This is a genomic window from Agrobacterium sp. 22-223-1, assembly GCF_053522385.1.
In genome coordinates this window covers 870,570-890,012 of the sequence record NZ_JBNWCN010000001.1, presented here as the reverse complement: position 1 = coordinate 890,012, position 19,443 = coordinate 870,570, and the positions used below count along the sequence as shown (strand labels likewise).

General features: G+C 60.5%; 21 protein-coding genes. 4 read left to right on the top strand and 17 right to left on the bottom strand.

Going from position 1 to position 19,443, the window contains the following annotated elements; translation table 11 throughout:
- Nucleotides 1–70: 70 nt before the first annotated feature.
- The 8 genes from ros to ACQZ60_RS04385 form a co-directional block, all read right to left on the bottom strand.
- Nucleotides 71–499: a MucR family transcriptional regulator Ros gene (gene ros / locus ACQZ60_RS04420; protein WP_003509257.1), complete on the bottom strand. Its 429-nt coding sequence runs from the start codon at nucleotides 497–499 to the stop codon at nucleotides 71–73.
- 433 nt (nucleotides 500–932) lie between these two features.
- The gene (mnhG, locus tag ACQZ60_RS04415) at nucleotides 933–1,265 is read right to left on the bottom strand and encodes a monovalent cation/H(+) antiporter subunit G (RefSeq protein ID WP_448734815.1); all 333 of its coding nucleotides are present in this window, start codon (nucleotides 1,263–1,265) and stop codon (nucleotides 933–935) included.
- Nucleotides 1,262–1,648: a cation:proton antiporter gene (locus ACQZ60_RS04410; protein WP_448734814.1), complete on the bottom strand. Its 387-nt coding sequence runs from the start codon at nucleotides 1,646–1,648 to the stop codon at nucleotides 1,262–1,264. The genes mnhG and ACQZ60_RS04410 overlap by 4 nt, the downstream gene beginning before the upstream one ends.
- Nucleotides 1,645–2,124 (bottom strand): Na+/H+ antiporter subunit E, encoded by a 480-nt coding sequence (locus ACQZ60_RS04405; protein WP_003522293.1) that lies wholly within the window; start codon nucleotides 2,122–2,124, stop codon nucleotides 1,645–1,647. The genes ACQZ60_RS04410 and ACQZ60_RS04405 overlap by 4 nt, the downstream gene beginning before the upstream one ends.
- A complete protein-coding gene (locus ACQZ60_RS04400; protein WP_448734813.1) occupies nucleotides 2,121–3,698 on the bottom strand; it encodes a Na+/H+ antiporter subunit D in 1,578 nt (525 codons plus the stop codon). The genes ACQZ60_RS04405 and ACQZ60_RS04400 overlap by 4 nt, the downstream gene beginning before the upstream one ends.
- 18 nt (nucleotides 3,699–3,716) lie before the next feature.
- Nucleotides 3,717–4,094, bottom strand: a complete 378-nt coding sequence (locus tag ACQZ60_RS04395; RefSeq protein WP_003509263.1) for a Na+/H+ antiporter subunit C — start codon at nucleotides 4,092–4,094, stop codon at nucleotides 3,717–3,719.
- Complete coding sequence (locus ACQZ60_RS04390; protein WP_020813166.1) at nucleotides 4,094–4,513, bottom strand: Na+/H+ antiporter subunit B; 420 nt, start codon at nucleotides 4,511–4,513, stop codon at nucleotides 4,094–4,096. Before ACQZ60_RS04390 ends, ACQZ60_RS04395 begins: the two co-directional genes overlap by 1 nt.
- Nucleotides 4,510–6,879 carry a putative monovalent cation/H+ antiporter subunit A gene (locus ACQZ60_RS04385; protein WP_448734812.1) on the bottom strand — a complete coding sequence of 790 codons (2,370 nt, stop codon included), beginning with the start codon at nucleotides 6,877–6,879 and terminating at the stop codon, nucleotides 4,510–4,512. The genes ACQZ60_RS04390 and ACQZ60_RS04385 overlap by 4 nt, the downstream gene beginning before the upstream one ends.
- Nucleotides 6,880–7,132: 253 nt before the next feature.
- On the opposite strand from ACQZ60_RS04385, the gene msrB reads away from it, so the two are divergent.
- Nucleotides 7,133–7,540 (top strand): peptide-methionine (R)-S-oxide reductase MsrB, encoded by a 408-nt coding sequence (gene msrB / locus ACQZ60_RS04380; RefSeq protein ID WP_003522288.1) that lies wholly within the window; start codon nucleotides 7,133–7,135, stop codon nucleotides 7,538–7,540.
- Between the two features lie 212 nt (nucleotides 7,541–7,752).
- On the opposite strand, the gene ACQZ60_RS04375 is transcribed toward msrB, so the two are convergent.
- From ACQZ60_RS04375 to ACQZ60_RS04355, 5 genes are all read right to left on the bottom strand, one after another.
- Nucleotides 7,753–8,250, bottom strand: a complete 498-nt coding sequence (locus ACQZ60_RS04375; RefSeq protein WP_020813168.1) for a GNAT family N-acetyltransferase — start codon at nucleotides 8,248–8,250, stop codon at nucleotides 7,753–7,755.
- Between the two features lie 116 nt (nucleotides 8,251–8,366).
- On the bottom strand, nucleotides 8,367–9,035 hold the full coding sequence (gene trhA, locus ACQZ60_RS04370) for a PAQR family membrane homeostasis protein TrhA (RefSeq protein ID WP_003522286.1): 669 nt from the start codon (nucleotides 9,033–9,035) through the stop codon (nucleotides 8,367–8,369).
- Between the two features lie 319 nt (nucleotides 9,036–9,354).
- A complete protein-coding gene (locus tag ACQZ60_RS04365; RefSeq protein ID WP_448734811.1) occupies nucleotides 9,355–9,675 on the bottom strand; it encodes a TraR/DksA family transcriptional regulator in 321 nt (106 codons plus the stop codon).
- Nucleotides 9,676–9,795: 120 nt separating this feature from the next.
- Nucleotides 9,796–10,206 (bottom strand): universal stress protein, encoded by a 411-nt coding sequence (locus ACQZ60_RS04360; protein WP_003522284.1) that lies wholly within the window; start codon nucleotides 10,204–10,206, stop codon nucleotides 9,796–9,798.
- 47 nt (nucleotides 10,207–10,253) lie between these two features.
- Nucleotides 10,254–10,502: a hypothetical protein gene (locus tag ACQZ60_RS04355; protein WP_448734810.1), complete on the bottom strand. Its 249-nt coding sequence runs from the start codon at nucleotides 10,500–10,502 to the stop codon at nucleotides 10,254–10,256.
- Here ACQZ60_RS04355 and ACQZ60_RS04350 point away from each other — a divergent pair.
- Complete coding sequence (locus ACQZ60_RS04350; protein ID WP_448734809.1) at nucleotides 10,485–11,345, top strand: VOC family protein; 861 nt, start codon at nucleotides 10,485–10,487, stop codon at nucleotides 11,343–11,345. The genes ACQZ60_RS04355 and ACQZ60_RS04350 overlap by 18 nt on opposite strands.
- Before the next feature lie 143 nt (nucleotides 11,346–11,488).
- Complete coding sequence (locus ACQZ60_RS04345; RefSeq protein WP_448734808.1) at nucleotides 11,489–12,673, top strand: AI-2E family transporter; 1,185 nt, start codon at nucleotides 11,489–11,491, stop codon at nucleotides 12,671–12,673.
- 255 nt (nucleotides 12,674–12,928) lie between these two features.
- On the opposite strand, the gene ACQZ60_RS04340 is transcribed toward ACQZ60_RS04345, so the two are convergent.
- The 4 genes from ACQZ60_RS04340 to ACQZ60_RS04325 all read right to left on the bottom strand — a co-directional run bounded on the left by ACQZ60_RS04340 (nucleotide 12,929) and on the right by ACQZ60_RS04325 (nucleotide 16,714).
- Nucleotides 12,929–14,020: a bifunctional transcriptional activator/DNA repair enzyme AdaA gene (locus ACQZ60_RS04340; RefSeq protein ID WP_448734807.1), complete on the bottom strand. Its 1,092-nt coding sequence runs from the start codon at nucleotides 14,018–14,020 to the stop codon at nucleotides 12,929–12,931.
- Nucleotides 14,021–14,511: 491 nt separating this feature from the next.
- Nucleotides 14,512–15,237 carry a polysaccharide deacetylase family protein gene (locus ACQZ60_RS04335; RefSeq protein WP_448734806.1) on the bottom strand — a complete coding sequence of 242 codons (726 nt, stop codon included), beginning with the start codon at nucleotides 15,235–15,237 and terminating at the stop codon, nucleotides 14,512–14,514.
- A 61-nt stretch (nucleotides 15,238–15,298) separates the two neighbouring features.
- The gene (locus ACQZ60_RS04330; RefSeq protein WP_448734805.1) at nucleotides 15,299–16,207 is read right to left on the bottom strand and encodes a dihydrodipicolinate synthase family protein; all 909 of its coding nucleotides are present in this window, start codon (nucleotides 16,205–16,207) and stop codon (nucleotides 15,299–15,301) included.
- Between the two features lie 105 nt (nucleotides 16,208–16,312).
- On the bottom strand, nucleotides 16,313–16,714 hold the full coding sequence (locus ACQZ60_RS04325; protein ID WP_059753914.1) for a DUF930 domain-containing protein: 402 nt from the start codon (nucleotides 16,712–16,714) through the stop codon (nucleotides 16,313–16,315).
- A 224-nt stretch (nucleotides 16,715–16,938) separates the two neighbouring features.
- Here ACQZ60_RS04325 and ACQZ60_RS04320 point away from each other — a divergent pair, with 224 nt between their 5' ends.
- Entirely contained in the window at nucleotides 16,939–19,038 is a 2,100-nt protein-coding gene (locus tag ACQZ60_RS04320) for a S9 family peptidase (protein WP_448734804.1), read from the top strand.
- The last annotated feature ends 405 nt before the right edge of the window (nucleotides 19,039–19,443 follow it).

Sequence of the window (19,443 nt, the reverse complement as noted above, 5' to 3'; positions counted from 1 at the left end):
CAAAGGACCGGCCGTATTGCCTTGCGACTTCCGGCTATCTGTCAGGACAGCAGCCGGACCGTCTTTAAAATCAGCGGCTGGCCTTGCGGCGCTGACCGAGACCCATTTCCTTGGCGAGCCGCGAGCGGGCTTCGGCATAGGCGGGCGCAACCATCGGATAGTCGACCGGCAGGTCCCATTTTTCGCGATATTCTTCCGGCGTCATGCTGTGATGCGTCGTGAGATGCCGCTTGAGCGACTTGAACGAGCCGCCACACTCCAAACAGACGATGTGGTCATCCTGAACCGACTTGCGGACGGAGACGGCAGGCTTCTGTTTTTCGACATTGACCGCCACCGATGCCGGTGCCGATGTTCCGCTGAGTGCCGTGTGAACATCCGAAATAAGGCCGGGAAGCTCAGTTACCGGAACGACGTGGTTGCTAACATAGGCAGCCACAATATCCGCAGTCAGTTCGACCAGCAGATCCTGGGCGTTACCGTATGCAGTTTCCGTCATTTAAGTATCTCCTGTTTATTGATCCCCTGACGCGGGCGAACGCCGCATCGAGCGATGTGAAGTTACCCGGTGCCCCACCTTCGCCTTGTTGAAACCAACATGAAACCTACCCCTAGATTTCGAGCGAAAACCGGAAACGAATTGGTCCGAGATTCAACTTATGGCCCGCGACATGGGCAGCAATGGTCCGATGGGCCATAGATTAGACATTAATAAAATGCCTATGCCGACTATGAAGAGGCTAGATGCAAATCGCGATTAGCAACTTTACACTTAATTTGGATAACAGCAAAACAGCAAAAGTCAAATTCCTATTGTGAATTTTTCAGTTCAAAACAGTCTAATCGGAATACAAAAAATTACGGGTAATAAAATACTATGCCAAGTAGTAATTGAAAATGAATACCCCCAATTATTAGGGGGATTTTCAACTTCAAATTTTCTTGATGTCATCAACTACCGATTTAACGGCAAGCGGATAACCTGCCTTGTGAGCGGCCATGGCAAGAAGATGTGCCGAGACCGGCGCGGTAAGCACAAAGAAGAAGAAACCGGCGAGCGCCCGCGCCAGCGTCGATATTTCCATGGAATGGATGCCGACCGCCAGAAGCAGCAGGCCGGACCCCACCGTTCCCGCCTTGGAAGCCGCATGCATGCGGGTATAGACATCAGGCAGCCGATTGAGGCCGATTGACGCAATCAGCGAGAAAATGGCGCCAGAGATCAACAGCGCCGCAACCAGAATAGCCACGATCCAAGCCATCATCGCCTGCCCTTTCCTTTTCTGTTGGCGACACCTTTTTCCATATTTTTTTCAATGGCTTCAGATGCCCTTTCACCATCAAGAACCGCCGCCGGCCTGCGCCGGCCGTCCGGGCCGCGCGACAGCACGAAGCGGGCGAAGGCAACCGTTGCCAGAAAACCGACCAGGCCGAGCGCAATGGCAATATCGACGTAAAGATTGAAGCCGGTGCGGATGGCGATGACTGCGATAAAGCCGATGGCGATGCCCGCCAGCATGTCGAGCGCAACGATACGGTCCGGCAAGGTGGGGCCGACGACGACGCGATATACTGTCAGCAAAAAGGCGGCCGACAGAACAACCGATGCAAGTATAGTTGCAAATGAAACTATTTGTTCCGGCGTCATATCTGAAACGCCTCCATGATCTTTCTTTCAAAGCCGTTACGGATGTCGTTTTTCGTGGCTTCGATATCACTGCAATCGATCGCGTGCACGTAAAGCGTTTTCCTGTCCGCCGAAACATCGACCGAGAGCGTGCCTGGCGTGAGCGTGATGAGATTGGCGAGCAGCGTGATCTCGAAATCCGTCGTCACCGTCAGCGGATAGGCGAAAATGCCGGGCTGCACGTCGAGCTTCGGCCGGGTCACCAGCACGGCGACCTTCCATGCGGAAAGAGCCAGCTCCTTGAAGAACAGCAGCACCAGCGACAGCACGCGGACAAGCCTGAGCCAGTGGTTACGCCCGCCCGGAAGCTGGTGGCGGATAATGCCGAGCGCCAGCGTCGAAACGACAAGGGCGAAAATGATGTTCGCGAGCGTGACACTGCCCGTCACGGCGAGCCATACGGCAACGAAAAGCAATTGTACGAGATAGAGGCTCATGGTTTGCCCCCTTCGGTAAAGACCGACTGGATATAGGCCTGCGGATTAGCGAGGCCTGCGGCCGCCTGCTGGCTGAGATTGAGCAGGCTTTCTGGAAACAGGCCGAAGAATACCACCAGCACCGTCAGCCCCACCAGCGGCGCGAAAGACGGCGCTGCCGAGGGCGACGCCTGCGGCACAGAAGGCTGACCGGTGGATGCCGCAACAGGACGCCAGAAACACAAAAGGAAGATCCGCCCGAAAGCGATGGTGGCAATGAAGCCGGAGGCGAGAATGGCGCCGGCGAGCCACCATGCGCCGATATCGATCGCCGACTTGACCAGCACCGCCTTCGGCCAGAAGCCGGAAAAGGGCGGCAGGCCGGAACCGGCGAAAAACAGCGCCAGCACCAGCGCCGAAAACCACGGAGCCTGCTGGTAAAGGCCTCTGAGTGAGGTGAGGCTGAAACCGCCGCCGAGGCGGGCCGCATGGCCGGCGGCGAGATAAAGCGCCGTCATCAGCACCATGGAATGCAGCGCGTAAAAAATGGCGCCGGTGACACCCGACGGCGTGCCGATGGCGATGCCGGCCATCATGTAGCCGATGCCCGATATGACGATATAGCCGAGCATGCGGCGGATATCGTTCTGGGCGAGCGCGCCCATGGCCCCGAGCACCATGGTCAACGCCGCCGAGATGGCGATGACGATGCTGAGTTCTTCCCGCTCGACCGGAAACAGCATGACCATGACGCGCAGCAGCGAATAGATGCCGACCTTGGTGAGCAAGCCGCCGAACAGGGCGGAAACGACGATGCGCGGCGTGTGATAGGAAGCGGGCAGCCAGAAGTTCACCGGGAAGGCGGCGGCCTTCATGGCGAAGGCGAGCGCGAACAGGCTCGCAAGCGTCATCAGCGGCGCCGAACCGCGCAGCCCGGTCGCCTTCTGCGCGATATCGGCCATGTTGAGCGTGCCGAAGATGGCATAGAGATAACCCACAGTTATCAGGAACAGCGTCGTGCCGATGAGGTTCAAAATGGCGTATTTCAGCGCGCCGTCGATCTGCTCGCGCGTCGAACCGAGCACGATCAGGCCGAAGGATGAGATCAGCAGCACCTCGAACCAGACATAGAGGTTGAAGATGTCGCCGGTCAGGAAAGCGCCGGTGACACCGGCCATCAAAAGCATCAGGAAGGGATAAAAACCGTAGCGCCTGCCGCTGGCGTCGATATCCGCGCCGGCATGGATGGCGCCCGCAAGTGCGACGATGGCGGCGGCAAGCGACAGCAGCGCGCCCGTCAGGTCGGCGGTAAAGGCAATGCCGAAGGGCGGCAGCCAGCGGCCCATGACCATGGTGAACGGGCCATGAGTGGCGACCTTCCACAAAAGCGCGGCATCGAGCAGCACCAGCAGGAACAGCGCCGCGATGGCGACGGTCGCGTGGTGGCGGATGGCGTGGCGCATCATCATCAGCACCGCGCCTGCGCCAATGCAGAGCGCAATGGGGAGAATGATCAGCCAGTCGGACAGCGGCACGGGCGTCGTGACGAGCGCTGCGGAAAGATCGGTGACTGCGGAAGGGGTGGAGGATGCCATGTGTCTCAGCCTCGCCGCTCAATAACCGAGCGGCGGCAAGGGCTCGCCTGCGGGTTCTGCGGTGCGCATTTCGTCCGTGTCGTCGGTCTGCAGTTCCTGAAACGCACGCCAGGTCAGCACCAGAAGGAAACAGAAGAAGGAAAAGGAAATGACGATTGCGGTGAGGATGAGCGCCTGCGGCAGCGGATTGGCCGCACCCGCGGGCAGCGTATCCATGCCGGGCGGAATGATCGGCGGCACTTCGCGCGTCAGCCTGCCCGCCGTGAACAGCAAGAGGTTCACCGCATTGCCGAGAATGGCGATGCCGAGCAGCATGCGGATGCTGTGGCGCGACAGCATGAGATAGATCGCCACCGAAAAGAAGATGCCGACGAGAATGGAGAAGACCGCTTCCATCAGTCGCTTTCCCTTTCTTCCAGCGCCAGCGCAATGGAGGTGATGGCGCCGACCACGACGAGATAGACACCGATATCGAAGGACATGACGGTGGAGAGCGGTATTTCGACACCGAACAGGCTCGGATAAACCCACAGCCCGGTCATGAAGGGCACGCCGGCGGCGATGGAAACGAGGCCGGAAAGCATGGACAGCAGCAGCCCCGCCCCCGCAATCGACAGCGGATGAAACATGATGGCGCGCCTGACTGCGGTGACGCCATAAGCGATGCCATAGATCGCCAGCGCCGAGACCGCGATCAGGCCGCCGATGAAGCCGCCGCCGGGCTCATTATGGCCGCGCAGCAGCACGAAGATGGAAAACAGCACCATGAGGCTGGTGACGACAGGGGCGACGGTGCGCAGAATGAGCGTGTTCATGCGCGCGCTCCTTTCTTCTTCGCGGTTTTGGCCGGTCCCTTGATGGCAGCAGCCGGGCGGATGCGGATCAGCGCGAGAATGGCGAGACCCGTTATCATCACGACAGCGATTTCACCGAGCGTATCCGTGCCACGGAAGTCGACGATGATGACGTTGACCACATTGGCGCCGTGGGCGATGACCTTGGAATAGGTGTTGTAGAAGTCCGTCAGGCGGTTGTCGAAGCTCGCCTCGGTCGCGCGCATCAGGAACAAAGCGAAGCCGGTTCCGCAGGCGATGGCGATGGTGCTGTCCAGCAGCTTCTGGCCAAGGCCGCGATGGTCTGACGGCGACAGGCGAAGCCGCGTCATCACCAGCGTCAGAATGACCACCGACAGCGTCTCGACCATGAATTGCGTGAAGGACAGATCGGGCGCGCCGAAGAGCAGGAAGATGACCGCCACGGCAAAGCCCTGAATGCCGAGCGCGATGATGGCGGTGAGCCGGCTCGACGCCGTCAGCACTGCGATGAGCCCCGCCACGGCAATGGCGATGAAGGTCAGCTCATGGATGGGCATATCGCGCGGCCATGACGGCATGGACGGCAATTCGCCATAAAGGAACAGCGGCACCAGCAGCACGGCGGCGATGACGGCGAAGGTGGCGGTGACGTAAAATTCCAGCCTGCCCGGCTGAATGAGCCGGGTGATGTGGAACGAGACTTTCACCAGCATGTCGATGAAGACGTCAAAGCCCCTGTCCGGCCCTGCCCCCAGCGCCTTGAAGGTGCGGTCGATCAGTCCACGGACGGCGGAAAGCTGCGTATAAAGGACGATGCCGAGCGCGATGGTGAGCAGCGACAGGCCGAGCGGCACGCCGATATGGGGAATGAGCGCGATTTCCACCGGGCGCGCCTCACCGGCAATGGCGCTCGCCATCGGGGTGGAGATGTAGACATGCGCGATGCCGGAAAAGAGCGCAATCGTGAGCCCCTTCAGCGCCAGAAGCGCCGGGCCGAGCCAGAGCAGCAGCGGGCCTTCATGCGCGTGTTTCGGGGTCTTCACCGGCTTGCCGAGGAAGGGTTTCAGCGCCACCGCAAAGGCGACGGCGAACATCAGCCCGTTGCCGAGGATAGCGATGCCAGTGAACAGCACGGCGCGCGGATTGCCATGCGCCAGCGCGTAATAAATCTCTTCCTTGGCGAGAAAACCGAAGAAGGGCGGCAGGCCGGCCATGGAAATCGCGGCCGCCAGCGCCGCCGCAAAAGTGATCGGCATGGCTTTTCGCAGGCCGCCGAGCTTCGTCACGTCGCGGGTGCCGGTCTCATGGTCGATAATGCCGGCGACCATGAACAGCGCGCCCTTGAACAGCGAATGCGCCACCAGATAAAGCACCGCCGCCTCGATGGCATGGTCGGAGCCGAAACCCGTCAGCATGACCAGCAGGCCGAGCGACGACACCGTCGTATAGGCGAGCATCAGCTTGAGATCGGTCTGGCGCACCGCCAGCAGCGCGCCGGTGAGCATGGTCAGCCCACCAAAGAAGGGCAGCAGGATCTGCCAGGCGGCGGTATCGCCGAGAACCGGGTTGAGGCGCATCAGCAGATAGACGCCGGCCTTCACCATGGTTGCCGAATGCAGATAGGCGGACACCGGCGTTGGCGCTTCCATGGCGTTGGGCAGCCAGAAATGGAAGGGAAACTGCGCCGATTTGGTGAAGGCGCCGCCGAGAACCAGAAGCAGCGCGGCCAGATAAAACGGGCTGTCGCGCAAGACATCGCCGCCGCGCACCAGCATCGACAGTTGCGTCACGCCGCTGATGTCCCAGATGAAAATCAGCCCGGCGAGCAGCAGCAGACCGCCGCCGCCCGTCACCACCAGCGCCTGCAGCGCGGCGCGGCGCGAGGCGGCGCGCTCATGGTCGAAGCCGATCAGCAGGAAGGAGGTGATGGAGGTGAGTTCCCAGAAAACGAACAGCATCAGCAGGCTGTCGGAAACCACGACGCCCAGCATCGCCCCCATGAAGAGTAGCAGGAATGACAGGAACCGGCCCTGTTGCGGATGGCCTTTCATATAACCGCCCGCATAAAGCACGATCAGCAGGCCGATGCCGGTGATCAGCAGCGCAAAGGTCAGCGACAGGCCGTCGATGAACCAGGAGAAGCTGAGATTGAAACTCGGCACCCAGGCATAACCGCCGGTCACCACCCCGCCTGCCGCGATCTCGGGCAGCATCAGCGCAAAATGCGCAAAGGCGAGAGCAGGCGCAATCGCCAGGACCCACGCCGCATTGTGACCGAACCTTTTAACCAGGACGGGTGCGGCAAGCGCTGCCAGAAACGGCAGAAACAGCGACAGGAATGTCAACGGCGTGACATCTGATGTCATTCACATCTCCCGGGATGTCCCCCATCCCTGCGCGCCAATAATGGCGTTCTTCTTCAAATCGTTTTTTCAGTTAGAGCGCATTTCCGGACGGAAAACCGGGCTCCACTTTTCCTGGAAATGCTCTAAGGCATAGACAAAGCCATCTCAACCCAAATCGGTACTCCCGGCCCATAACGAACGCGTTATGACGCCCATCCCCTTTCAATCCGCCTCCGCGATGACTATTTGAGGCGGGAACAGAAAGGATCATTCCATGAGCGATCTGACATCCCCAAAAATCAAAAAAAGCGATGCCGAATGGCGTGAGCAGCTGACGCCGGAGCAATATCGCATCCTGCGCGAACACGGCACCGAGCGCGCCTTCACCGGGCCCTATTGGGATACATTCCAGAAAGGCCTCTATCGCTGTGCGGCCTGCGACGAGCCGCTGTTCCTCTCCGATACGAAATTCGATGCCGGCTGCGGATGGCCGAGCTATTTCGAGCCGGTAAAGCCGGGCGCCGTGACGGAACATCGCGACGCCAGCTACGGCATGGTGCGCACGGAAATCCGCTGCGCCAATTGCGGCGGCCATCTCGGCCACGTCTTCCCCGACGGCCCGAAGCCCACCGGCCTGCGTTATTGCATCAACGGCCATTCGATGGTGTTCGAGCCGGTTTGATTGGGCAATGGGTAACGCCTATATGGCATGCGACGTCGGTTTGCGGACGTCCACCCCAAGCACTCAGCGTCATCCTCGGGCTTGTCCCGAGGATCTGCAACCGATTGATTTAATTCGACGTGGTTAGATCCTTGGGACAAGCCCAAGGATGACGGAGGAGAGGTTGGACGTCCCGCGCCGGGGCCACTTTCTCTAGGCAACCCGCCCGGGAACTAGTTCAGCTTCAGCTCCATGCACGTCAAATCCAGCCAGCGGCCGAACTTGGTGCCGACTTCCGAAAACCGGCCGACGACCCTGAAGCCGAGGCTTTCATGCAGGCGGATGGAGGCGGTGTTTTCCGCCTCGATGGCGGCGATCAGCACATGCACGTCGTTGCCGGAGGCATGATCGATCAACGCCTGCATCAGCTTTTTGCCGATGCCGTGGCCGCGCGCATCCTTATGCACATAGACCGAATGTTCGCGGGTGTGGCGATAACCGTCGAAAGCGCGCCAGTCGCCATAGGACGCATAGCCTGCGACCTTGCCGTCGAGGATTGCGACGATGACCGGAAAACCGCGTGACTTGCGGGCGGCGAACCATTCCCTGCGGTTTTCCAGATCGACCAGCACGTCGTTCCAGATCGCGGTCGTATTCAGCACCGCATCATTGTAAATCTCCATGATGCCGGAGAGATCGTCCACGGTCGCGTCGCGCAATTGCACGCTCATTGTCGTTCACCCTTTTTCCTGCTTGCAGCGGCGGAATTTTCAGCCGCCATCTGCACGAGGATTAGGCGATGATGCGAATGGCTGTCCAGTACCCATGCGCCATCGGGGCGCATTCTTCAGGATGCCAGCGGCACGAGGCTGAAGGAGGTGACCACGGCGAAATAATGAACGGCGGCGGCAGCGACCACGAAAGCGTGCCAGATGGCATTCTGGAAGCGCAGTTTTTCCCAGACATGGAAGATGACGCCGAGCGAATAGATGACGCCGCCGGCGACGATCAGCCAGAGCGTGACGGGTGCCAGATGCGACGACAGCGGCCCGACCACCATGACGCCGCTCCAGCCCATGGCGAGATAAAGGCCGATGGCGACCCGGTCGTAACGGCCGGGAAACAGGCATTTGAGAAGGATGCCGCACAGCGCCGCAAGCCAGATCAGCCCCAGCATGACGGCGATCAGCGGATCGTGGATGCCGCGCATCAGAAAGGGCGTATAGGTGGCGGCGATGAGGATGAAGATCGCCGAATGATCCAGCCGGCGCAGGAACCATTTCACCCTGGAGTGCGGCCAGATATTATAGGTGAAGGACACGGAGAGACAGGCGACGAGGCCGAGACCGTAAATCCACGCAGCGGCGATCGCGCTGAGCGTCCCCCAGGCGGTCGCGTAGAAAATCAGCGCCGTGGCGCCGATAAGCGCAAACACGATGCCGACACCATGGACGATGCCATCGGCGACAATCTCATGAAAATCATACTGGCGCCCGAACCGCCATAAATCGCTCATAGTCCAATCCCGTCTGCGTGCTGTCCTCAAAGCATGGAGACAATATTAGACAGGAACAAGACAGCGCCCGGTTAACGACAATCAAATTGCGTTCGAGGCTGTTGCGAAAGGAGAGGTGCAGGTTGCCCTGCGGCCAGAACAATTGCCTGCGGAGCGAGCGGTAGACGCTTGTTTCTTCTCCCCGCCGGGGAGAAGTCCGCGGCAGCGGGATGAGGGGGCAAGGGTGGATGTGTTCGGAGAGCTTGCCCCCTCATCCGGCCCTTCGGGCCACCTTCTCCCCGGCGGGGAGAAGAAACCCAGTCACGCTTTCCCCCTACCCTCACAACGCCGCAGCGCATTCCTGGCAAAACGGCGTATAGGGCACCGCCTTCAGCCGATCCTCCGAAATCCGCTTGCCGCATTTGACACAGGTGCCGAAGGTGCCGCTGGCGATACGGTCGAGGGCTGCGTCGATGGCGCGCAGCTCGTCCTGACCCACCTGCCCCAGCTCGTCCAGCACCTCGTCATTGCTGCGTTCGGTGGCGCGATCCTCGTCATCGGGATTGCGAGGCTCTTCGAAATCGGCTTCGATTTTGTGCACGCGGCGATAAAGCTCGCGCTGGCGGTCACGCAGGATTTTCTCGTAACTTTCGACATTCATGTTTTTTCCTCCAGCCCATCTTCTTGTATCGCCGCATTCCCAGACGGAAAACCGGATTCCACTTTTCCTGGGAATGCTTGGGGGCGGAAAACCCGCCCGCAACCCTGAAACGTCAGGCTTTTATCGGTCCACCAGCACCGAGCATTTGGCGTGGCGCACCACGCGGTCGGCGGTGGCGCCGATGAAATAATTGCTGAAATCCGGCGTGTGCGACGCGATGATGATGAGGTCGGCCTTGTGTTCCTCGGCGGCGGCGATGATTTCACGCGCGGGCGCGCCGCTTCTGATTTCCTGGCTGCCCTTGAAACCGGCTCTCGTCTTGATGTCCGAAAGCTTGGTCTTGGCGTCCTTGATGGCGTTTTCGATCAGGTCGACAGGCAGGTCGATCGCCATATAGCCCGGCAGTTCCTCGACAACATTGATGAGAACGATCTCGCCATCAGGATCCAGAAGCGCCTTGGCCTTTTCGAGAATCTTTTCCCCCTTGTCGGTGGCGCTGAGGTCTACCGGTACGATGATCTTCTTGTACATGGCTGTCTCCTTTGGCTTGATCCGCCGTTTAGCGTGTCGGGCTAGGCTTATATTTCCCCTTCGGAACGGCCTTCACCTTGATCGAAGTCAAAGCCGGAGCCGGGCCGGAACGGGGCATTGTCAACGAATAGTGGACGGTCAATCGCCAGACGACGATCTTTGCTGAACGACGAAACCAGCCCATATTCGCCTTCGACAAACGCCGCAAAGCGGCGTCGGCCGATAGTTTCGGCGACCGATCCGCCCCAGGGCGCTTCGGATTCAATATGGAGATCATGATGAGTGAAATCAAACAATTCGCCCTGACGCGGCCGGCCTATGTCGGCCAGGCGCATCTCGTCGTTCACGATCTGCCGCGCGTTTCGGATTTCTACCAGAAGATCATCGGTCTTTCCGTTCTTGAAAAGAACCCGAGCGGTGAAGTGCTGGGTGTCGGCGGCCAGCCGCTGCTCACACTCTCCACCTCCGGCATGGCGGAACGCGCGCCGCGCAACGCGGCAGGCCTGTTCCACACCGCCTTCCTGATGCCGAGCCGGAACGATCTGGCCCATTGGCTGGCGCATGCCGCCCATAACAATGTCCAGTTTCAGGGCGCGTCCGACCATCTGGTCAGCGAGGCGATCTATCTTGCCGACCCGGAAGGCAACGGCATCGAAGTCTATCGCGACCGTTCTCCGGATGAATGGACCTACCAGCAGGACGGCACGGTGGAGATGGCCACCCTCGGCCTCAACCTGCAGGCGCTTTACGACAGCGCGCCGAAGACGGCCTTTACCGGTGCGGCGGAAGGAACAGCCATCGGCCATATCCATCTGCAGGTGGGCAATATTCCGCAGGCGGATGAATTTTATCAGGATGTGCTGGGGCTGAAGATCATGGCGCGTTATCCCGGCGCGAGCTTCTTCGGTTCCGGGGCCTATCACCACCACGTCGCCGCCAATATCTGGAACAGCCGGGGTGCCGCGGCCCGCAAGGACAATATGACCGGCCTTTCCGGCTATTCGCTGACATTCAACGAGCCGGCCGCGCTTGAGACGGCGATTGCCGCGCTCGACCGGCTGGAAATCGCCACCGAAAGGCAAAGTGACGGCATTGTCCTCAAAGATCCGTGGGGCATCGGGCTAAAGCTTTCCGCCTAAAGCATCGCCGCATTTGCGGCCGGGAAACCGGGCTCCATTTTTGCTCGGCATGCTCCAATTGCAAAAAGGGTCGGCGGAAATTTGCGCCGCCCCGGAACCGCCACATTTTTCGAACGTTTGTCACCTGATTGGGGGACCGTTCGATGAATGAAAATGCCAGACCGGACAAGACCGGCAACTCGGTCGTAGCCGGCGCCACAACCGGAACCGTTCCGATCACGAGGGCGGACCCGCTGGAGGCCCCGCCATCCACGTCGCGCCGCGACGATGCGCGCAGCCAGCAGCCGCTTGGCCGCGAAGCGCTGGATGTCGTCGTCGCCTGGTCGGTGATCGGCATCTTCCTCATCATGCTGATGGCGGTCATCCACGAATTGTCGCTCATCCTCATTCCGGTGGTGATGGCCATCGTGGTGGGCATGATCCTCGGCATCGCCGCCGAAAAGCTCGGTTCCTACGGCATTCCCGGCTTCGGCGTCGCGCTTATTCTGTCGAGCCTCGTGGCGGCGGTGATGTTCTTCGTGGTCAATTCGCTGACCGAGCCGCTCTCGCTTCTCGCTTCGGAAGGGCCGGCGCTGGTGGAGCGTAGCATCGACCGTTTCCTGCCCTATCTGCAAAGCCTCAGATGGCTGAACATTTCGGCGGCGAGCTTCAGTCTGGGCTCTATGTCGATGGAATCTTTGATTTCGCGCAGCGGCGAAATCATTTCCGTGCTCGGCTCCAACGTCACCCCGGCCGTCATTCAGGGCCTGATCTTCCTCGCCGCGCTGCTGATGTTTCTCTATAGCCGGCTGCGGCTGCGCAAGGCGATCATCATGGCCTTTCCGGCCCGTCACCAGCGGCTGCGCACCATCCGCATCATCGGTTCGGTGGAAGAGGTGCTCGGCACCTATTTCGCCACGGCGGCGCTGATCTATGCCGGGCTTGGCGTGACGATGGTGATCATCGCCTATTTCGGCGGACTGGCCATGCCGCTTCTGTGGGGGCTGTTCGCCTTCCTCTCCAGCTTCGTGCCGTTTCTCGGCATCACGGCCATGACGATATCGCTGACGGTGGCGGGCATCATCACCCATGACAACATCATTCTGGCGCTTCTGCCCGCGGCTATCTTCTTCACCATTCACCTGTTGATGGAAAACCTCGCCTTTCCGGCGGTGGTGGGCCGCAACATGGAGATAAACCCCTTCCTCGTCTTCGTGATGATCATCTTCTGGACGTGGATGTGGGGGGCTGCCGGGGCGATGCTCGCCCTGCCGCTGTCGCTGATCGCCATGACGGTGACGCGGGAGTTGTTTCCGTCGCGCCGGGTGGTGCCCAAATTGCCGGATTAAGCACCGGCTTCAACGGCAGGCGCGGGCGCGTGGGGTTTACCCCCCTCTGCCCTGCCGGGCATCTCCCCCTCAAGGGGGGAGATCGATCTGCGGCGAGGTTTCGCCCATCTCAACGTTGAGAATGAAATGGCGGTAGCGCCTCCTGCCGATCTCCCCCCTTGAGGGGGAGATGCCCGGCAGGGCAGAGGGGGTAAGCCCCACGCGCCCCGCTCCACTATCAATGAACAACCTCCTGAAAACCAGCAGCCAGGCCGCTCAGGAAGCGAGCGGCATTCCCTGCGCCTCCCCCTGCGCGCTCGCCATGCGGCGCTCGTGCTCGATCAGCCATTTCTTGCGCCACAGCCCGCCGCCATAACCGGTCAGGCTGCCATCCGCGCCGAGCACACGGTGGCACGGCACGACGATGGCGATCTGGTTCGCGCCATTGGCGCGCGCCACTGCACGCACGGCGGATGACCGGTCCATGGCGGTTGCGAGCGAGGAATAGCTGACGATCTCGCCCGCCGGTATTTCCCGCAGGTTGCGCCAGACGTCGCGCTCGAAGGGTGTGCCATGGCCGGCAAGCCGGGTTTCAAAGGCGGCCGAATGCCCGGCGAAATAGGCCTTGAGTTCCGCTTCGATCTGGCCGGTCACAGCCGTCCGGCCGAGCACCATATCCGCGCCGGTGCGCGTCTTCAGCCGCTTCAGCTCGGCTGGAAGCGCCGGCCGGTCGGCGAATTCGAGGAGATGCAGGGCGTGATCGTCCACGACGGCGAGCATCGGGCCGATCAGCGTATCGATCCAGTCACCCTTCAAAAACCCCTTGCCTTTCATGGCGGCGGGCGAAGAGCCGAAGAACTGGTTGATGGCAGAGCGGAAGCCGCTGCCGGATTCGTAACCGGCATCGATCTGCGCGCCGATCACCGCTTCGCCGGAAGCGATGCTTTCCGCCGCGCCGCCCACCCGCCGCAACCTGGCGATTTCCAGAAAGCTCATGCCGAAACGACGCTTGAAGGTGCGGCGCACGGTGGACGGATCATGGCCCATCGCCACCACATCCTCCTCGCGCCAGCGCCGCGCCGGTTCGTTTTCAAGCGCCGTCAGCAGCGACGTCACGGTCTCATCGGCGGAGCCATAGGACAGCATCGGCTTGCAGCGCTTGCACGGGCGGAAACCGGCTTCCAGGCATTCGGCGATGGTCTCGCGGAACCGGCAGTTTTCGATTTTCGGCTTGCGCGCCGTGCAGGTGAAGCGACAGAAAATCTTCGTCGACGTCACACACACATAGGCCACGCCCTCATAGGCGGGGTCCTTGTTCACAAGGGCAGAATAGAGTGTTTCGGTGTCGGGGCGTTTGAACAGCATCATGGGGAGGATGCTAGCGCAAATTTAAGCGGCACGCCGCCGAAAAACGGGCATGGATGTGAGGGATGTTGTCGGCTCGTGTCCGCGCCGTTTCGCGGCCAACCCGGTGCGGCATATTTCTTCTCCCCGCCGGGGAGAAGGTGGCGCGCAGCGCCGGATGAGGGGGCGACGGTGGAAAGATGCGGGGAGCTTGCCCCCTCATCTGCCCTTCGGGCATCTTCTCCCCGGCGGGGAGAAGAAAATGGCCGCAAGGTCTGCGGTTAATTCATCCTGGACTTCATCAGCCTGATCACCTCGAAACTGTGCACGCCGCCGCCCACACGCTTGGTGATGATGAGCGAGCCGGTACCGCTTGTTTCTTCTCCCCGCCGGGGAGAAGTCCGCGGCAGCGGGATGAGGGGGCAAGGCCGGCGATATCCAGTGAGCTTGCCCCTCATCTGCCCTTCGGGCATCTTCTCCCCGGCGGGGAGAAGAAAGGGCGGCGACCTTGCACCTCAATTCCCCGGCGGAGCGAAGGACGGGTCGTCCAGCCTTGTGAAAATCACGCCGCGCGCCTTCAGCGCCAGAAGGCCTTTCACCACGCCCTCGCCCGCTTCATGGGTGGGCTGGTTGATGTGGGAGATGATGACATCGCCATCCCTGGCGGAAGCGATGTGTTTCGCCGTCGCGGCCGCACCTAGCAGCGAGCCGCCATCGCCATTGACGGAATAACCGGCGACCCGCATGCCGAGCCGGTTGATGGTGGTCATGGAGGACCTGGTATATTTGGCGGTGGCACCCCGGAACCATTGCGGCTGGAGGCCGGTGGCGGCGACGATGGCCTGACGGCCCCCCTCCACTTCCTGCTCGACCGCCGCTTCCGAACCGGCGGCGGCGATACCGTAGATGGAAACCGGCTTGTCCACCGCCGGCACATGGTTTTCGCCATGGTTTTCGATCTCGAACAGATCCGGATGCGCCATGAGCGTGGCCAGCGCCTCGCTATTGTGTTTCAGCCAGCGGGCGGTGACGAAGATCGTCGCCGGAATGCGCTCACGCACCAGCGTATCGAGGATGCGGTGGTCGGTCTTGCCCATGCAGGCATCGAGCGTCATCGCCACCCGCACCTTGCCGTCATGCTGCGGCGACATTTTTAGTGTCGGTTCGACAAGGCCAGTCCCCGCTAAGGCGGCGGACGCGGCTGAAGCGAACAGGGCAGCAAGGAGGAAGCGACGTATCATTTTCATTTTCCGCAGTGAATGCAGTATCATTCCGTGGCAATCCGCCCGCAAAGCGCCCGAATTATGGCGCGGTTTCCAGCGCGGACAGGGCTTCAAGCGCCTCTTCCACCCGCTGGCGTTCGGCGCTGGTGAGCGGCAGGATCGGCCGGGGCGGTTCGCTGACCGTCAGCGACAGGATGTTGGCGGCGGCATAAACCACGCGGATGCTGCCGAATTCCTTAAACAGCGCCCAGAGCGGCTGGAAGGCCGCATCGATCTTCTTCGCCTCTTCCGCATTGCCGGCCTGAGCCGCCCGCATCAGCCGCAGGGCCGGAACCGGCAGCAGGCCGGCGACGACGCTGTACCAGGTGTCGCCGCCGGCAAGCGTGGCGTCGGCGCAGCCCCAGTCGCCGCTGTAACCGATGGCGAAATCTTGCCCCAGCTTCGGCCTCAGCCGCGCAAGCTCACCGGCATAATCGGAATCGGCCGGCAACGGCATCTTGATGGCGCGGATATTGGGGATATAGGCAAGCCGCACCAGAAGCTCGTCGCTGAAGGTAAAGCGGGTTGTCGTCGGGTTGTTATAGATGGCAAGCGGCAGGGCCGTCGCGCCGGCCACGGCGGCGAAATGGTGATAGGCCTCTTCCTGCGTCAGCGGCGTGTAGGAGACGGGTGCGAGCAGCAGCGCATCGGCGCCGGCCGCTTCCGCATCCCTGGCCAGTGCCACCGCCTCATCGGTGCGCAATGCGCCGACGCCGGCCATCAATATGCGCTTGCCCTTGAGGATGGCGGCTGCCGCCTCGATGGCGCGGCGTCTCTCTTCCCGTGTGAGATACATATAGATGCCGGTGCTACCGAGAATGCCGACGGAATCGACCTCCGCCACATCCAGCCGCTCGATCAGCGCGGAAAAGGCCTCTGTGTCGACCTGCCCGGCCTCGTCGGCCGGCGTGATCGGAAAAGCCGAAAGTCCCTTGAATCGTGTCGCCATGCCCGTCTCCCTCGCTTTGATCGGCAAGCAGGGTTACAGAGCCGGTGGCGGAGCGGCAAGAAAACCGGAGGCTAAACGCCTACCGGCAACCGAAAAAATCCTTGGTTAGTCATAAAGATACAACTTCTTCCACTGCTCCTCGGGAATTTTATCGCCCACACGATAATCGAAGGACTGGATGCTGAGGCTGTCGCTCTTCAGCTGGCACTTGTATTTGAGCTTGTACCATTCGCCCGCGCTCCTGAAGACCGCGCCGGGCGCCTTGATGGAGTTCTTGCCGACCTCCGGATCGCCGAAAGTATAAGCGATGACCTTGTCCGGCCGCATGCCCTTCTGCTCGGTCGCTATCCTTTCCATCGCCTCGATATCGCAGCGCTGTTCCAGCCGCTCTTCGGGGGCAAGCGCGTTCAACTGCCGCATGACGCTGGCGTCGATCGCGAAAGCGGGGGTGAAGGTCTGCAAGCCAAGGAAAAAGGCAGAAAGGGCAGCGGGAAGAAGCTTTCGCATGGGATCCTGTCAGTTTTTTCGTTTGTTCTTGTGGTGGGCGGCAGGCCGGGCGGCCTGCATCCATCATCGCTGATTTGCCGGATATTGCCAAAATGTGATCGAAAGCTGACGAAATTGTGCCCAAGCCGCATTCCGCCTGTGGAGATTTGAAACTTGATCGGCCGCAAGGCCCGCTCTACATCTTGGTGCCGCCCAAGAATTCTTCATACGAAAGCGAGTTTCCCTTGCCGATTTTCAAGAACCTGCCCGCCGCCCCGACCGCCGAAAAACGGCCCGTTCTGGATACGCATCACGGCATTACCCGCACCGACGATTACGCATGGTTCCGGGCCGATAACTGGCAGGCCATGTTCAAGGACCCGACCCTGCTCGACCCGTCGATCCGCGCCCATCTCGAAGCGGAAAACGCCTATATGGAAGCGGCGATGGGTGACACCAGGGCACTTCAGGAAAAGCTGTTCGAGGAAATGAAGGGCCGCATCAAGCAGGATGATTCCTCCGTGCCGGTCAATGACGGGCCTTATGCCTATGGCACGCTGTTTGTGACCGGCGGCGAGCAGCCGCATTATTTCCGCACCCCGCGCGGCGGCGGCGAAAAACATGTGCTGCTGAACGGTGACAAGGAGGCGGAAGGCAAGGATTATTTCCGTCTCGCCGGTCTCGACCAGTCCTCCGACCATAGCCACGGCATCTGGGGTTACGACGACAAGGGCTCGGAATATTTCACCCTGCGCATCCGCAACCTCGAAACCGGCGAAGACCTTGCCGATATCGTGGAAAACACCGGCGGCGGCGGCGCATGGGCGCCCGATGGCAAGAGCTTCTTCTATACGCTACAGGACGAGAACCACCGCCCCTCGAAAGTCTTTCACCACATTATCGGCGAGCCGCAATCGGCGGACCGTCTGGTCTATGAGGAAAAGGATCCCGGCTTCTTCATGGGCGTCGGCGCGTCGGTTCTCGACGATTTCATCTTCATCGACATTCACGACCATGAGACCAGCGAATATCGCATTCTCTCCACCAAAGACCTGACCGCCGAGCCTGCTATCGTAGCGGAGCGCGAAGAGGGCATCGAATATTCGATGTGCGAAGGCGGCGATGTCTTCTTCATCCTCACCAATGACGGCGACGCCAAGGATTTCCGCATCGTGGAAGCCCCGGTGACAGCGCCCGGCAAGGAAAACTGGAAAGAAGTCGTGCCGCATGAGCCGGGCCGTCTCATTCTTTCCGTCGACGCCTATGCCCGCCACCTGATCTGGCTGGAACGCCGCGACGGCCTGCCGCGCATCGTCATTCGTGACCGCCGCACCGGCGAGGAACATTCCATCGCCTTTGCCGAAGAGGCCTATTCGCTCGGCCTGCATGGCGCGGCGGAATATGACACCGATGTCATCCGCTTCTCCTATTCCTCGATGACGACGCCGAGCCAGCTGTTCGATTACGACATGGTGACGCGCGAGCGCACGCTGCTGAAGACGCAGGAAGTACCCTCCGGCCACAATCCGGATGACTACATCACCCGTCGCATCATGGCCCCTGCCCATGATGGCGAGCTGGTGCCGGTCTCCCTGCTCTATCGCAAGGATGTGGCGCTTAACGGTTCCGCCCCCTGCCTGCTTTATGGTTATGGCGCTTACGGCATCTCCATTCCCGCCTCTTTCTCCACCACAACGCTGTCGCTCGCCGACCGTGGTTTCATCTATGCCATCGCCCATATTCGCGGCGGCAAGGACAAGGGTTTCGAATGGTACGAAACCGGCAAGATGGAAGCCAAGCAGAACACCTTCAAGGATTTCATCGCCGCCGCCGATCATCTGGTTCAGGAAGGTTTCACCTCCTATAATGGCATTATCGCCGAAGGCGGCTCGGCCGGCGGCATGTTGATGGGGGCTGTCGCCAATATGGCGCCGGAAAAATTCGCCGGCATCATCGCCGCCGTTCCCTTCGTGGACGTGCTCACCACCATGCTCGATGACACTTTGCCGCTCACCCCGCCGGAATGGCCGGAATGGGGCAATCCGCTGGAATCGGCAGAGGAATATGGCTGGATCGCCGCCTACAGCCCCTATGACAATGTGGGTGCGAAGCCTTACCCGCCTATCCTGGCGCTTTCCGGCCTCACCGATCCGCGCGTGACCTATTGGGAGCCGACCAAATGGGTGGCGAAGCTGCGTGAGAAGACCACGGGGGAAGCGCCCATCCTGCTGAAAACCAACATGGCGGCCGGCCATGGCGGCAAGTCGGGCCGTTTCCAGCGGCTGGAGGAAATTGCCTTCGAATATGCCTTCGCGCTGAAGGTGGCCGGCAAGGACGCCGCATGACCCGCTGATGGCGGAACGGGCGGCGGAGAGCCGTCGCCCGTTCCGAAAACAGTATAAAAATACCCTTCGAAAACCCGTTTCTGAATATTTTTTCCACAAAATCGCGCCCGTATTTTTTCTTTAAATACCACTTTACTGCATAACGGATTTTTATTTCAAACTACTGAAATTCAAAATACACCTCAGTAAATTACAAATATATTTTCAGTATTACGCCAGACGGAAAAATGTTCCGGGAATCGAACGCATGGCTGCGATGCGCCATTTCGCGTTGCAATATCACTTTTTGGCCGTATTATGCCGGTCGTTGACATATTCATGCGCCTTTTCGCCGCATCTCCTGCGGCAATGCCGCAGCGTGTTCTGCGGATATTCTTCCTGCCGTCATTTTTCGGCTTTTCCACG

Excerpts from the sequence above, each read along its gene's own strand:
- ACQZ60_RS04340 (WP_448734807.1), bottom strand. The coding sequence starts at position 14,020 with ATGATGCTGTTCAAACGCCCCGACACCGAAACACTCTATTCTGCCCTT.
- ACQZ60_RS04375 (WP_020813168.1), bottom strand. The coding sequence starts at position 8,250 with ATGAGCGTGCAATTGCGCGACGCGACCGTGGACGATCTCTCCGGCATC.
- ACQZ60_RS04350 (WP_448734809.1), top strand. The coding sequence starts at position 10,485 with ATGAGTGAAATCAAACAATTCGCCCTGACGCGGCCGGCCTATGTCGGC.
- ACQZ60_RS04345 (WP_448734808.1), top strand. The coding sequence starts at position 11,489 with ATGAATGAAAATGCCAGACCGGACAAGACCGGCAACTCGGTCGTAGCC.
- ACQZ60_RS04395 (WP_003509263.1), bottom strand. The coding sequence starts at position 4,094 with ATGGAAGCGGTCTTCTCCATTCTCGTCGGCATCTTCTTTTCGGTGGCG.
- ACQZ60_RS04405 (WP_003522293.1), bottom strand. The coding sequence starts at position 2,124 with ATGAGCCTCTATCTCGTACAATTGCTTTTCGTTGCCGTATGGCTCGCC.
- trhA (WP_003522286.1), bottom strand. The coding sequence starts at position 9,035 with ATGAGCGATTTATGGCGGTTCGGGCGCCAGTATGATTTTCATGAGATT.
- ACQZ60_RS04360 (WP_003522284.1), bottom strand. The coding sequence starts at position 10,206 with ATGTACAAGAAGATCATCGTACCGGTAGACCTCAGCGCCACCGACAAG.
- ACQZ60_RS04410 (WP_448734814.1), bottom strand. The coding sequence starts at position 1,648 with ATGACGCCGGAACAAATAGTTTCATTTGCAACTATACTTGCATCGGTT.
- ACQZ60_RS04335 (WP_448734806.1), bottom strand. The coding sequence starts at position 15,237 with ATGATACGTCGCTTCCTCCTTGCTGCCCTGTTCGCTTCAGCCGCGTCC.
- ACQZ60_RS04385 (WP_448734812.1), bottom strand. The coding sequence starts at position 6,879 with ATGACATCAGATGTCACGCCGTTGACATTCCTGTCGCTGTTTCTGCCG.
- ACQZ60_RS04330 (WP_448734805.1), bottom strand. The coding sequence starts at position 16,207 with ATGGCGACACGATTCAAGGGACTTTCGGCTTTTCCGATCACGCCGGCC.
- ACQZ60_RS04325 (WP_059753914.1), bottom strand. The coding sequence starts at position 16,714 with ATGCGAAAGCTTCTTCCCGCTGCCCTTTCTGCCTTTTTCCTTGGCTTG.
- ros (WP_003509257.1), bottom strand. The coding sequence starts at position 499 with ATGACGGAAACTGCATACGGTAACGCCCAGGATCTGCTGGTCGAACTG.
- ACQZ60_RS04390 (WP_020813166.1), bottom strand. The coding sequence starts at position 4,513 with ATGAACACGCTCATTCTGCGCACCGTCGCCCCTGTCGTCACCAGCCTC.
- ACQZ60_RS04365 (WP_448734811.1), bottom strand. The coding sequence starts at position 9,675 with ATGAATGTCGAAAGTTACGAGAAAATCCTGCGTGACCGCCAGCGCGAG.
- ACQZ60_RS04400 (WP_448734813.1), bottom strand. The coding sequence starts at position 3,698 with ATGGCATCCTCCACCCCTTCCGCAGTCACCGATCTTTCCGCAGCGCTC.
- mnhG (WP_448734815.1), bottom strand. The coding sequence starts at position 1,265 with ATGATGGCTTGGATCGTGGCTATTCTGGTTGCGGCGCTGTTGATCTCT.
- msrB (WP_003522288.1), top strand. The coding sequence starts at position 7,133 with ATGAGCGATCTGACATCCCCAAAAATCAAAAAAAGCGATGCCGAATGG.